The organism is Subtercola boreus (assembly GCF_003399635.1).
In the GTDB taxonomy this organism is placed as follows: Bacteria; Actinomycetota; Actinomycetes; order Actinomycetales; family Microbacteriaceae; genus Subtercola; species Subtercola boreus_B.
Map to the genome: position 1 here is coordinate 36,826 of NZ_NBXB01000028.1, position 13,020 is coordinate 49,845.

The 13,020-nt window shown below is 68.6% G+C and carries 10 protein-coding genes; 3 read left to right on the forward strand and 7 right to left on the reverse strand.

The window, feature by feature from the left end; genetic code table 11:
• Positions 1 to 2 precede the first annotated feature (2 nt).
• The gene (locus B7R22_RS09375) at positions 3 to 2,255 is read right to left on the reverse strand and encodes a HelD family protein (RefSeq protein ID WP_116411490.1); all 2,253 of its coding nucleotides are present in this window, start codon (positions 2,253 to 2,255) and stop codon (positions 3 to 5) included.
• Positions 2,256 to 2,360: 105 nt separating this feature from the next.
• Positions 2,361 to 3,560 (reverse strand): PrsW family intramembrane metalloprotease, encoded by a 1,200-nt coding sequence (locus B7R22_RS09380; RefSeq protein ID WP_253258980.1) that lies wholly within the window; start codon positions 3,558 to 3,560, stop codon positions 2,361 to 2,363.
• A gap of 81 nt (positions 3,561 to 3,641) precedes the next feature.
• Between B7R22_RS09380 and B7R22_RS09385 the strand changes: the two genes are divergently transcribed.
• Positions 3,642 to 4,154 (forward strand): DUF6328 family protein, encoded by a 513-nt coding sequence (locus B7R22_RS09385; RefSeq protein ID WP_116411491.1) that lies wholly within the window; start codon positions 3,642 to 3,644, stop codon positions 4,152 to 4,154.
• The gene (locus tag B7R22_RS09390) at positions 4,151 to 5,233 is read left to right on the forward strand and encodes a YihY/virulence factor BrkB family protein (protein WP_172582287.1); all 1,083 of its coding nucleotides are present in this window, start codon (positions 4,151 to 4,153) and stop codon (positions 5,231 to 5,233) included. Before B7R22_RS09385 ends, B7R22_RS09390 begins: the two co-directional genes overlap by 4 nt.
• A 214-nt stretch (positions 5,234 to 5,447) precedes the next feature.
• Here the strand turns inward: B7R22_RS09390 and B7R22_RS09395 are convergent, their stop codons facing one another.
• The 5 genes from B7R22_RS09395 to B7R22_RS09415 form a co-directional block, all read right to left on the reverse strand.
• Positions 5,448 to 6,872: an aspartate ammonia-lyase gene (locus tag B7R22_RS09395; RefSeq protein WP_253258994.1), complete on the reverse strand. Its 1,425-nt coding sequence runs from the start codon at positions 6,870 to 6,872 to the stop codon at positions 5,448 to 5,450.
• Between the two features lie 149 nt (positions 6,873 to 7,021).
• Positions 7,022 to 8,476: an aldehyde dehydrogenase family protein gene (locus tag B7R22_RS09400; protein ID WP_437184144.1), complete on the reverse strand. Its 1,455-nt coding sequence runs from the start codon at positions 8,474 to 8,476 to the stop codon at positions 7,022 to 7,024.
• A 21-nt stretch (positions 8,477 to 8,497) separates the two neighbouring features.
• Positions 8,498 to 9,907: a carboxylesterase/lipase family protein gene (locus B7R22_RS09405; RefSeq protein WP_116411493.1), complete on the reverse strand. Its 1,410-nt coding sequence runs from the start codon at positions 9,905 to 9,907 to the stop codon at positions 8,498 to 8,500.
• A gap of 3 nt (positions 9,908 to 9,910) precedes the next feature.
• Entirely contained in the window at positions 9,911 to 10,795 is an 885-nt protein-coding gene (locus B7R22_RS09410) for an SDR family oxidoreductase (RefSeq protein WP_116411494.1), read from the reverse strand.
• A gap of 9 nt (positions 10,796 to 10,804) precedes the next feature.
• The gene (locus tag B7R22_RS09415; RefSeq protein ID WP_116411495.1) at positions 10,805 to 11,914 is read right to left on the reverse strand and encodes a Gfo/Idh/MocA family protein; all 1,110 of its coding nucleotides are present in this window, start codon (positions 11,912 to 11,914) and stop codon (positions 10,805 to 10,807) included.
• A gap of 55 nt (positions 11,915 to 11,969) precedes the next feature.
• Between B7R22_RS09415 and B7R22_RS19795 the strand changes: the two genes are divergently transcribed.
• Positions 11,970 to 13,013 (forward strand): MFS transporter, encoded by a 1,044-nt coding sequence (locus tag B7R22_RS19795; protein WP_253258981.1) that lies wholly within the window; start codon positions 11,970 to 11,972, stop codon positions 13,011 to 13,013.
• Positions 13,014 to 13,020: the final 7 nt, after the last annotated feature.

Here is a 13,020-nt window from a genome sequence, read left to right on the forward strand (position 1 = left end):
TATCAAACCACGTCAGCTTCGACCACGAAGGTCAGTCGCTGCGTCGGCCGGGTCATCGCCACGTAGAGCGCCGACGCGCCGCGCGGGATGTCAGTGAGGATGCGTTCGGGATCCACGATCACCACCGAGTCGAACTCGAGCCCCTTCGCCTCCTGCGGGGTCATCACCGCGACCTGGCGGGTGAGTCCGGACGCCCCGAGACCGACCTCGCCCGGGAGGGCCGCGCTGAGCGTGTCGAACGTGCTCTGCAGCAGGTCGGACAGCACGATGACACCGGTCGTTCCGAGCGACGCGATCCGTCGGTCGGCCAGCACCGCCTCGAGTGTCGAGTGCACCGTCGTGATCGGCCACTCGCTCTCCCGCACCGATGTCGAGCGGGTCACCGGGAGCCCGCGCCGCTCGGCCATCTCCTGGGCGGCCTCGGCGATCTGGGTGGGGGTCCGATAGTTGACCGTCAACTCCTCGAGCCGCCAGCCCTCGCCCTGCTTCGCCCGGCCGACGAGCGGCGCGACGGCCTCGCTCCAGCTCCGCGCGCTCGATGCCGCACTGGCCTGGGCGATGTCGCCGACGATCGTGAAGGAGCGGAGCGGCCCTCGGCGCCGGAGGAGACGCCACTGCATCGGCGAGAGCTCCTGCGCCTCGTCGACCACGATGTGACCGTAGGTCCAGGTGCGGTCGGCCGCAGCCCGCTCGGCGGTGGTCGCCCGCGACGCCTGCTCGGCGAAGGTGTCGGCCAGGTCTTCGGCATGCACGAGCCCCTCGACATCCATGTTCCGGATGGCGTTCTCGGCGTTCTCGACATCGCGCTTGCGCTGCTTCTTGGCCTCGCGGTCGACGGCGGCATTCCGGTCGCTGTGTTCGCCCAGATGCTCCGCCGCCTCGTCGAGCAGCGGCACATCGGAGACCGTGAACGGGGCGTCGCGGTCGCGGGCAAGGAGCGCGCGCTTCTCGGGGGTCCAGTTCGGGGTGAGGCTTGCGAGCCATTGCGGGCGCGCGTAGAGATCCTGCAGGAGCTTCTGGGGGGTGAGCGGGATCCACGCCGTGTTCAGCGCCACACGCACGTCGTACGCCGAGCGGAGGTCTTCGCGGAGCATCCCGTAGTCGTCCTCGTCGACGGTGTTGCCGTGCGATCGCAGTTGCGCGGCGAGGGATCGGGTCATCTCGTTCAGAGCCGTCTTGACGAAGGTGACCCGCGCCTCGTTGTAGGGCTTCCGGCTCTCGTGCGCCCGGGTGATGGCCGTGGCGATCACGTGCGGCTCGAGCGTGAGCGACTCGCCGTTCACGTCGAGCACCTGCGCCTCGGCGGGCACCTGCTGGCGGGAGCGGATGGCGCGCTCGATCAACGACGCCATCTCGGTGGCCCCCTTGACCCTCGCGACCTCGGGCGCATCTTCGACCGTCGCGTCGACGCCCGGGAAGAGCTGGCCCACGCTTGCGAGCACGACTCCGGTCTCGCCGAGGCTCGGCAGCACGGCCTCGATGTACTGCAGGAACGCGCGCGACGGACCGACCACGAGCACACCGGATGACCGCAGGCGGTCACGGAACGAATAAAGAAGGTACGCCGCCCGGTGCAGCGCCACGGCGGTCTTGCCAGTGCCAGGCCCGCCCTGCACGACGAGCACGCCGGGCAGCTCCGATCGGATGATGCGATCCTGCTCGGCCTGGATCGTCGCCACGATATCGTGCATGCGGCCGGTGCGCTCGGCCGAAAGCGACGCCATCAGCGCACCCTCCCCCTGCAGCGCGCTCGCCTCGTCGTCGGTGATGGAGGCGCCGTCGAAGATCTCATCCTCGATCTTCACGATCTTGCGGCCCCGGCTGAGCAGGTGACGGCGGGACCGGATGCCCATCGGCGTGGCCGCTGTGGCCTGGTAGAAGGGGCCCGCCTGCGGCACGCGCCAGTCGAGCAGGATCGGCTTCAGGTTCTCATCCCGCAGGCCGATGCGGCCGATGTAGCGGAAGCGCCCGTCGTCTTCTGTCTCAGCGGCGCCGTCCGCGCCATCCCCGCCGTCAGGCTCCGCCACCTCGAGGCGACCGAAGGCCAGGCGTTCATCGACCTCATTGAGCTGCACGATGCGGTCTTCGAACACCCTCGCGAAGGCATCGCGCTCTGAGCGGCTCTGGTGGTTGCCCCCCACGTCCTGTCGGTGCACCCGCTCGAGCTGCCGCTGGGCATCCGTCCGCAGCTCGTCGAGGCGCGCATAGAGGGTCGCAACGTAGTCGCGCTCTCGATCAAGTTCGGAAGAAACCACGTGTGCACCCCTCAAAAATCCGGCACACAATTCTAGCCCCGCCACGACGGCCGGGCGGCCCAGCAGCGCTCAGCCAGCCAGCAGCGCTCAGCCAGCCAGCAGCGCTCAGCCAGCCAGAGGCGCGGCGCGGTCGGCCACGACGGCGGCCAGCAGGTCGGACTCCTGCTGCTCGACGCCGATCCGGTTGCGGCCCGTGATGAGGCGCTGCCGGGTGAAGGCAAGGGCCGTCGAATCGTGGATGAACCGGCGCATCTGCTTCGTCTTCGGAACAGGCTGCCGGCGCGCCCAGGCGGTGGCGGAACGGCGCCCGATGCCGGTCGAGAGCATGTCGACCTCGGCCGGCACGAACCAGCCCACCTCCTGGTATTCGGTGAGCCGTGCGCGGGTGAGCCTCGCCTCCGCGCGCCGGAGCAGCACCACTCCCACGATCGCCAACACGAAGAGGGGCACCTGGATGACCGCGTACGCGAAGAGGAATCCTTCGATGCCGTCGGCGACGACCGTGCTGCCGTTCCAGAGGGCGTGCAGCAGCATCGCGCAGAACAGACCCACGAGGAACAGACCAGCGACCGGCCAGAACCCGCGGCGGCGGGAGGCGAAACCGAGTGCGATCCCCGTGCAGGAGGTGAACATGACGTGGGCGAACGGTCCCATGATGCCGCGGAGCGCGAATGTGACCCCGAGCGAGACTCCCCCGCCCTCGATCAGTGACGACCCGAAGTAGAGGATGTTCTCGGTGAACGCGAAACCGCCTGCGACGGTCGCGGCGTAGACCAGGCCGTCGACGGGGCCGTCGAACGTGCGCCGCAGCACGAGGAAGATGAGCAGCACACCGAGTCCCTTCGCGCTCTCCTCGACAATCGGCGCCTGCACCACTGCGCCGAAGACGTCGCTCGGCACCGCCTGCCCGTCGCTGGCCACATAGACGAGGATCTGCACGCCGGCGTCGACCAACAGGGCGAGGGCGACGGATGCCGCAGATCCCCAGAGGAAGGCGAACCAGAGGGCGCCGCGCGGCTCGGGCTCCCACCGGTCGATGAGCCGCACGACGAGCAGCACCACGGTGAGGGGAATGAGCGCAATGATTCCGCAGATGAGAGCCGCGACGGGCCCGATCGAGATTATCACGTAGCCGAGCACCAACAGGAACACGAAGCTGAGCACACACAGCACGATCACTCCCAGCACGAAACCGGTGCTCACCGGCTTCTTCGGGGTCGGTGCCGACCAGACCGGGGTGGGCGGCGCCTCGGCAGGGCTCCGTGAAACGGCAGGAGGCGTGCCTCCGACAGACGCAATCGTCATGATGATTCCTCAGATCAAGTGATATTCGAGCATACTGGGCGGCGGCAGGCCGCACGAGTCGTCGAACAGTAAAATCGCAGGATGAGCGAACCCGTGCACGAACCCGAGTCGGAGACGAGCAAGCTCGAGCGCAACTGGACCGAATTGCTGCAGGAGCTCCGGGTCGTCCAGACCGGAACGCAGATCCTCACCGGATTCCTGCTCACCCTCCCCTTCCAAGCACAGTTCCCGGCGCTCACGCCCTTCCAGAGAACCCTCTATCTCTGTCTCGTCATCGGCGCGGCCCTGGCCACCGCCCTCGCGCTCGCGCCGGTGAGCGTGCACCGGGCGCTCTTCCGGCTCGGCGACAAGCGTCAGATCGTCGACACCGGCAATGGTCTGGCCATTGTCACACTTGCGGTGGTCGCACTCGTGCTCACAGGAACGATCACCTTCGTCTTCGATGTGGTGGTCGGCGACACGGCTGCACTGGTGGTCGGCAGTGCGGCCCTCGTCGTGCTTGCCTCACTCTGGGTGGCTCTGCCGCTCAGAGTGAGGTCGCGCGGCAGGACGGAGAACAGCAGTTCCGATCACAACGGGCCCCCCCGCGCGTGACCGCCGACGACGATGTGCTGAACCCCCTCGCCGGCCTCACCAAGCCCGGGCTCCGCGAACGGAGCAGCCACGCCGAGTACCGTGAGCTCGACCGGCATGCGCTGCTGTACGCCGCCCGCCGCACGTACCACGGGTTCATCCTGCACCGCGGAATCGATTCGGGCGCCGCCCTCACCTTCTACTCAGCGCTCGCGCTCTTCCCCTCCGTGCTGGCCATCGTGTCGATCGTCAGCCTCCTCGACCCCGAGGGTGACGTGGTGAAGGTCATCCTGAGCGTCATCGATTCGTTCGTGCCCGAGGCCACCCTGCAGACCACCCGGCTCGCCCTCGAGCAGTTCACCCGAACACCGGATCCAATCGTCCCGCTCGTGGCCGGCATCGCCCTCACGATCTGGACGGTCGCCAGTTACGCCACGGCCTTCGGGCGCATGGTGAACGGCGTCTACGAGATCGAGGAGGGCCGCCGGTTCTTCAAGCTTCGCATCCTGATGCTGGTCGAGTCGCTCGCCCTGATTGTGATGCTCTTCGTGATCGCCATCACGGTCATCGTCACCCCGGATGTGGCGCGCACGATCGTGAACTCCCTGCATTGGCCACCGCTCGCCGCCGATGTCTGGAACGTGCTGAAGTGGCCGTTGCTCGCGGCCTTCGCCGTGTTCACCGTCATCGTGCTCTACTACGGCACCCCGAACATCAGGCGCCGCCGGGTGCGCTGGCTCTCCCTGGGCGCCGGCTTCTCGATCGCCGCGTGGGCGCTGACCACCGCCGCCTATTCGATCTACGTAGCGCACTTTGCCTCATCCGACAGGTTCTACGGACTCCTCGGCGGGGCGATCCTCACCCTGGTCTGGCTGTTCCTCTCCAACCTCGTGCTGGTGGTCGGTGCGGAGGTGGATGCCGAACTCACCCGTGCCCGCGAGCTCCTGAAGGGAGTCGAGGCCGAGCAGGTCATCCCGGTGATCCCCCGCGACGAGCAGCGGAATGCCATCCTCGCGAAGCGCATGCACCACGACATCAGCGAGGGCCGCGCCATCCGTGCCCGCGCAATGGAGCTGGCCGACCCCGACTACGAGATCTGACAGCCCACCGCCTCCTTCCCACCCTCCCCCTCCCACCTTCCCACCCATCGATCCCCCGAAATCTGTCGCAATGGGTGCCGGATACCGACAGTTTTCGGTGTTTCGACGGGAGGCGGGTGGGAGTGCGGGGAGGGAGGGAGGGGAGGGAGGGAGGGAGGGGAGGGAGGGAGGGAGGGAGGGGAGGGAGATGGGTGGGGGGCGGCGAGTGCGGGGGTCAGTCGAGGTCGGGCTCGCCCGGGTTCATCACGGCCTCAACGTCGGCAGCGATCACCGGGATGGAGCTGGTGATCGTCTCGAGGCCCGAGAGCCGCGCGGGCGAGAGCAGTTTGGTGACACGCTCGCGGGTCATCAGGTCGGCCTCCACCACGAGGTCGGCGATGTTCCGGCCAGTCAGCAGGGCCGTCTTGGCCAGGGCAGACGACGCCGAGTAGCCGATGTACGGGGTGAGCGCCGTCACCACACCCACCGACGTGGAGACGAGCCGGTCGAGCCGGTCGACATTCGCCGTGATGCCGTCGACGCAGTTGACGCGGAGCGTGTGGCAGCCCTGCGTCATCCAGGCGACGCTCTGCAGCAGCGAGTGCGCGATGACGGGTTCAAAGGCGTTCAGCTGCAACTGGCCGCCCTCGGCCGCCATGGTCACCGTGAGATCGGCCCCGGCGACCGAGAACGCGATCTGGTTGACGACCTCCGGGATGACGGGGTTCACCTTGCCCGGCATGATGCTCGACCCGGCCTGGCGTGCCGGCAGGTTGATCTCACCGAAACCGGCCTGCGGGCCGCTGGAGAGCAGCCGGAGGTCGTTGCAGATCTTCGACAGCTTGATGGCGGAGCGCTTCAGGATGCCCGACACGGTCATGAAGACACCGGCGTCGCTCGTCGCCTCGATGAGGTCGGGAGCCGTCACGTACTCGAATCCGGTCAGCTCGCGGAGATGCCACCTGGCGCGCTCGGCATACCGCGGATCGGCGGTGATACCGGTGCCGATGGCGGTCGCCCCGAGGTTGATCTCCCAGAGCAGGGGAACCGTCTCGGTCATGCGGGCGTTGTCCTCGCCGAGGGTCGTGGCGAAGCCGTGGAACTCCTGGCCGAGGGTCATCGGCACGGCATCCTGCAGCTGGGTGCGGCCGATCTTCAGAACGTCATTGAACTCGAGCCCCTTCTTCGCGAAACTGGCGCGCAGCAGCTCGTGCTCGGCGATCAGGTCGTTCAGCCCGAAACCGACCGCCAGCTTCACCGCGGTCGGGTAGACGTCGTTGGTGCTCTGGCTGCGGTTCACATCGTCGAGCGGGTGGAGCAGATCGTAACGGCCCTTCGCCTCGCCCATCAGCTCCAGCGCGATGTTGGCAAGCACCTCGTTCGCGTTCATGTTCGTCGACGTGCCGGCACCGCCCTGGATGACTCCCACCACGAACTGGTCGTGGAACGAACCCGCCCGCACGAGCTTGCACGCTTCGTCGATGAAGCGCGCCTTCTCGGGGTCGAGCACGCCGAGCTCGGCATTGGCTCGTGCCGCGGCCTGCTTGACGATCACCAGGGCGTCGACGAGGTCGGAGTAGACCGAGATGGGCCGCCTCGAGATGGGGAAGTTCTCCAGCGCCCGGGCAGTGTGGATGCCCCAGTAGGCCTCGAAGGGGATCTCGACCGACCCGAGCGAATCGGTCTCGGTGCGGGTGGCGGTCTCGGTGCGGGTGGCGGGATCCGTGCGGGTGGCGGGATCAGGATGCGTGGTGGCCTCGTGGGCAGTGATGTCTGACACCCCGACGACACTACCCGGGAGCGCTCCGGCTAGGTCAGTCTTCTGAGGAATCCACGGATGAACGCATCTTTCTTCTGCGTAAAGGGCGGATACACCAGATTGAAGGTGTCGGGTTTCAGAATCTTGCTCAGCACGGCCTTCTCGTGACTGAACACCGCGACGCTCCTCTCCCCGTGGTACGACCCCATGCCGCTCTGCCCGACCCCGCCGAACGGCAGGTCGGCCACGAGCAGGTGGGCCGCGGGCACGTTGAACGACACGGCTCCCGACGACGTTCGGGTGAGCAGGGCTCTGCGCGCCCGCTTCGAGTTCGTGAAGGCATAGAGCGCCAGCGGCTTCTCCCCGGCGTTGATGAAGGCGATCGCGTCGGCGAGGGAGTCGGCGGTGACGATCGGCAGCAGGGGCCCGAAGATCTCGGCGGCCATCACCGGGGAGTCCCGGCCGACGCCCGAGATCACGGTCGGGGCGATGTAGCGGGTGCGGGCATCCGACTCGCCGCCCGCAACGATCCGCTCTCCGCTCGGCATGCCGTCGAGGAGCCCGGTGAGGCGCTCGAACTGCGCGTCGTTCACGATGCGCCCGTAGCTGTCGCTGGTCGCCGGGTCGGGGCCGTAGAACTCCTCGATCACCTTCACGAGCAGCGGCTCCAGGCGACGGGCGATGGCGGCGGTGGTGAGCACGTAGTCCGGTGCGACACAGGTCTGCCCGGCGTTCATGAACTTGCCCCAGGCGAGCCGGTGAGCCACGGCTTCGAGGTCGACGGTGTCGTCGATGTAGGCCGGGCTCTTGCCGCCGAGCTCGAGTGTGACGGGCGTGAGGTTCTTCGCGGCAGCCTCCAGCACGATGCGGCCGACCCGCGCGTTGCCGGTGTAGAAGATGTGGTCGAACCGCTCGGCGAGCAGCTCCGTCGTCTCGGGCACGCCGCCCTCCACCACGGCGACGGCACGGTTGTCGAGGTAGCGCGCGAAGAGCCGGGCGAACACGGCGGATGTCGCGGGCGCGAGCTCGCTCGGCTTCGCCACGACCGCGTTGCCCGCTGCCAGGGCCCCGATGATCGGCACCAGCAGCAACTGCACGGGATAGTTCCACGGCGCGATGACGAGAACGACCCCGAGGGGCTCCTTGACGGTGAATGCCGACGCCGGAGCGATCAGGAGCGGTGTGCGCACGCGCTTCGGCCGAAGCCAGCGGCGGAGGCTGGCGATCGTGTAGTCGAGTTCGGCGATCACGAACCCGATCTCGGTGAGCTGGGCCTCGGCCGGGTTCTTGCGGAGATCCGCCACCAGCGCCGCCTCGATCTCGGCCGTTCGCTCGATCAGCAGGGACCTCATCGCCTTCAGCGCCTTCAGGCGCCAGGCGTACGGCTTGGTGATGCCTGCGTCGAACGACGATCGCAGGCTGCTGACGATCTCTGAGGGGGAAGCACCGGTGCTCATCTCCTCATCGTAGAACGGTTCGCTCTGCCGGGGCCTCTGGATGATCAGGGTGCTGCGCCGCTGGAGCACTCAGGCGTACCGCGGGGAGAACGTGAACCTCCGCCCGATCATCCGTTTCGCCTCGAACGGCGGCCACGCCGCATCCGGAGTGCCGCCGTGTGCGAACCGCGCCCACTGCTGCTGGATGCGCACGGCGAACTCCTCGAGGTCGCTCCAGAGCACGCCGCCGAGCATCGGCGAGCCGCGCCAGAAGTCCTCGTCGGCCCAGATGAACGGCAGGTCGATGCAGTGGCACGCACCCCACGGCGTTCCCCGAGGTCGCCAGTCGAACCGGTAGGTGAACACTCGCCCGCCGTTCTCGGCGAGCAGCCGCGCGAGCGCCAGTGCCGGAGCACCGAACACGCGCCGGGTCAACCCTCCGGCAAGCGGCGCCGTGGCCGGCCGGAGGGCAGCGGATGCCCGAACCGCCCGGAGCGCCGGCACGCTGTCGAAGAACGGGGTGAAGTCGTCTCGGGTGTAGCCGACCAGCACGTCGACGGCCGCGGCCCGGCGTGCCAGCCGCTCCTGCCGTTCGGCCACGGGTGCGACCGGCCAGACGCCGGGCGTCGGGGCGAACGGCATTCCGATCGTGAGGCGGTCGCCGGTGAGGCCCCGGGGTGCCTCGAACTGTGCCGACAGCAGCTGCTCCGTGGTGGCGTCGACCGGCGACGTGTGCCCCAGCTCCCGCACGACGGCGGCGCCGAGCTGGGCCGCGATCGCCTCCCGCCCCTTGTTCAGGCCGAGCGGAGCACTCTGCAGGATGACGCGGCTGTAGAACCCGTCGGCCTCGGGGATCGCGAGCAGCTCGACGATGGAGTCCGCTCCCGCGGACTGGCCGAACAGCGTGACGCGATCCGGGTCTCCGCCGAAGGCCGCGATGTTCTCGTGCACCCAGGCGAGAGCGGCGAGCTGGTCCTGCACGCCGAGGTTGGCCGGGGCAACCCCCTCGATCGGCAGGAAGCCGAACACGCCGAGCCGGTAGTTGATGCCCACGACGATCACGTTGCCGTTCCGCACCAGCCGGGTCGGTTCGTAGATCTCCCCGGCGCCGGAGCCGTTGACATAGGCCCCGCCGTGGATCCAGACCATCACCGGCAGCGGTTCGGCGGCGCCGCCTCGAGGCGCTTCGGGCGCGGTGATGTTCAGGAACAGGCAGTCCTCGCTCATCGGCGGTACGCGCTTGGGCAGGGCGAGCATCACCATCCCGAACGGCGGTTGCGGACACATCGGTCCGTCGACGAGAGCGTCGCGCACGCCCTCCCAGGCCCCCTCGGGTTGCGGTGCACCGAACCGCTCCGCCCGTGCGTAGCGGACTCCGCGGAAGTACCGTATGCCGCCCTCCACCGAACCGCGGATCACACCCAGGCCCGTCTGCACATCGGTGCGCGGCGCGTCATCCGGTGCCGCGAGGAAGCCCGCGAGGGCCGTTCCGTCCGTCATCGCTCAGCGCCCCGCCAGCACGTCTTCGAGCGTGCGAGGAGCCCGGCCGGTCAGCCGTTCGACGTCGCCCGAGATCGCGGCGAGCTCGCCGTCGCGGACGCCCGTGTAGGTGCTCACCCAGGCGTCGACCATGAACGCCGGGGCGCCGAAATGCGCCCGTGAGGCATAGGCCTCCTCGACGGTCTCGTCGACGAAGCTCAGCGCGCGCCCGGTGGCGGCCGAGGCACGGCTGGCGACCTCCGCGAAGCTCAGTGTCTCGCCGCCGGTGAGGGCGTAGACCGCCCCGCGATGCGCGGCCGGATCGAGAAGGACCTTCGCCGCGACATCCGCCACGTCGTCGCGGGCGACCGCAGCGATGCGACCCTCGCCCGCCGGCCCACGGATGACCCCGTTCTCGTCGGCCCACTGCGGCAGCAGGTCGAGGTAGAAGTTGTCGCGGAGGAACGTGTAGTCGAGACCGCTCTGCCGGATCACCTCCTCCGTCTCGCCGTGGTCGCGCGCGAGCGTGAAACCGGCATCGGGACCGGCGCCGACAAAAGAGGTGTAGACGATGTGCTCGACGCCCGCCTCGATCGCCGACTGCACGAACTGCACGTGCTCGGCGACCCGGTCGGTGGATTCCGCTGCCGACACCATGAACAGCACATCGACGCCCTCGAGCGCCTGCCGCGCAGCGTGCGGATCGCCGTACTCCGCCACCCCGACGGTGACGTCGAGGGAGTCGAACGCGGGTGCCCGGCTGGCGTCGCGCACGATCATCCGGAACGCCCGACCGACGGCGTCGAGACGCTGCGCGACACCCCCGCCGATACGGCCGGTGGCCCCGGTCACGGCGATCACGGACAGTGTTGCCGAGAACGAGAGGTCGGACACGGGAAGATCTGTCATGCAGAAACCCTAGACGCTGGCCACCTCGCCTGACGAGCCGGCCGTGAAAGCGGTGGATGCAGCGGATGCCGTCTCACGGTGCACCTGCTCGATCAGACTGATCACCCGGAGCGCGTCGCTCGGATCCACCGGCAGCGGCCCGCCTGATACCAGCGCCTCACCGAGCAGCCGGTAGAAGCCGGAATAGTCGCCCCGTTCGGGTTCGACAGCAGCGGGACCGGGGTCGCCGTCGACACCGAGCACTCCCCAGGTGGAGGGCGGTTCGACGCCGAACCCCGCGTCCGTCGGGAGTGCACCCCCCTTCAGCGCAGCTTCCTGCCCGTCGAGCCCCCATTTCGTGTACGCGGTCTGCGGTGTCAGGACGTGGAACCGGTTGCCCTTCTGGGCGGCCAGAGAGTTCATCCACAGGTGGCTGGTCACGCCCGAATCGTGCTGGAGCACCAGGAACGCGTCGTCGGGAGCGCTCGAGCGCGGGTGGCGGGTCGCCAGCTCGGCGTGAGCGACGACCGCCGGGCCGAACTGGTGCAGCGCCTGGTCGATGAGGTGGGTGCCGAGGTCGAACAGGATGCCGCCGCCCTCGAGAACCGTCGCCTCGGCCTTCCACGACCGGGCACCTTCGGGCTTGAACCACTCGAAGCGCGACTCGAAACGGCTCACCCCGGCGAGGCGTCCGTCGCCGATCAGTTTCGCCACCGTCAGGTAGTCGGCGTCGAAACGCCGGTTCTGGAACACGGTCAGGGGCACGCCGCGCTCTGCGGCGCGGGCGATGAGTTCCTCCCCCTCTGCCGTGTTCACGACGAACGGCTTGTCGACGAGCACAGCGATCCCTGCTTCGATGGCCGCCAGTGCCAGGCCGTGGTGGCTGGCCGGCGGCGTGCCGATCACGACGAGGTCGATGTCGCCCGGCGCCTCGAACAGCTCTGCCGTGCTGGAGAGGATGCGGGCATCCGGATGCAGCCGCCGAGCCTCGGCCTGCCGGGCCTCATCCCCGGTGACGATGACACTGAGCGCGAAGGCGTCGTCTGCCTCGAGGAAGGGCGCGTGGAACACCCGCCCGGAGAGACCGAATCCCAATAGGGCGGTGCGGATCGGCTGGCTGCGCGGAGAGAGATGATTCATGTACCAACACTAACCAGCTGGGAATACCCAGCTTGTTCCCAGCGTTCAGCTACCAGTGACCTCTGCCCAGACAAGCCCTCCGGGCATCCTGACCGAACGTGAGAAACGACGTCTCACGAAGCCACCGAGCGAACGCGGCATCATCGCCACGCTCGCCTTCACGGGCCTCATCGCCGCCTTCATGCAGACCCTCGTGACGCCGATCGTGCCCCAGCTGCCGATCCTGCTGAACACGAGCCCGTCGAACGCCACCTGGGTACTGACGGCGACGCTCCTCGCAGCGGCCGTCTCCATTCCCATCAGCGGCCGGCTCGGCGACATGTTCGGCAAGCGCCGCGTCGTCATCGCGCTCCTGGCTCTGCTGCTGGTCGGTTCCGTGGTCTCCGCCCTCTCGAGCGACGTGCTGCTGATGATCGTCGGTCGGGTTCTGCAGGGCACCGGCCTTGGTGTGATCGCGCTCGGCGTCAGCATCCTCCGCGACGTCCTTCACCCGAAGCGCCTCGGCGGCGCGGTCGCCCTGGTGAGCGCGACTCTCGGCATCGGCGGCGCCGTCGGCCTGCCGATCTCGGCCCTGATCGCCCAGAACCTCGACTGGCACGTCCTGTTCTGGCTCTCCGGGCTGCTCGCGCTCATCGCCCTCGTGCTGGTCTGGACCATCGTGCCGGTGAGCACCCTCCGCTCGGGCGGCTCGTTCGACTTCATCGGTGCAGTGCTGTTCGCGATCGGCCTGGTAGGCATCCTGCTGGCCGTCTCGAAGGGCGGCGAATGGGGCTGGGGCAGCCTCGCCACGATCGGGATGCTCGCGGGCGGTGTTCTCGTTCTGCTCGTGTTCGGCGTGTACGAACTCCGCACCGACAACCCGCTGGTCGATCTGAGGATCGCGGCGCGCCGCACCGTGCTGCTGACGAACCTCGCCTCGATCACCGTCGGATTCGCCTTCTTCGCCAGCGCCGCGGTCCTGCCGCAGCTGCTCGAGTCGCCCACCGACACCGGTGTGGGGCTCGGCCAGACCCTGCTCGTGGCGAGCCTCTGCCTGACCCCCAGCGGTCTTGTGATGTTCTTCCTCTCGCCCGTCGCCGCTCGCCTCAGCGCCGCATGAGGGCCGC

Bases quoted from the DNA above. Each gene is read 5' to 3' on its own strand.
- B7R22_RS09380 (WP_253258980.1), bottom strand. From the start codon at position 3,560: ATGACGATTGCGTCTGTCGGAGGCACGCCTCCTGCCGTTTCACGGAGC.
- B7R22_RS09385 (WP_116411491.1), top strand. From the start codon at position 3,642: ATGAGCGAACCCGTGCACGAACCCGAGTCGGAGACGAGCAAGCTCGAG.
- B7R22_RS09405 (WP_116411493.1), bottom strand. From the start codon at position 9,907: ATGACGGACGGAACGGCCCTCGCGGGCTTCCTCGCGGCACCGGATGAC.
- B7R22_RS09410 (WP_116411494.1), bottom strand. From the start codon at position 10,795: ATGACAGATCTTCCCGTGTCCGACCTCTCGTTCTCGGCAACACTGTCC.
- B7R22_RS09415 (WP_116411495.1), bottom strand. From the start codon at position 11,914: ATGAATCATCTCTCTCCGCGCAGCCAGCCGATCCGCACCGCCCTATTG.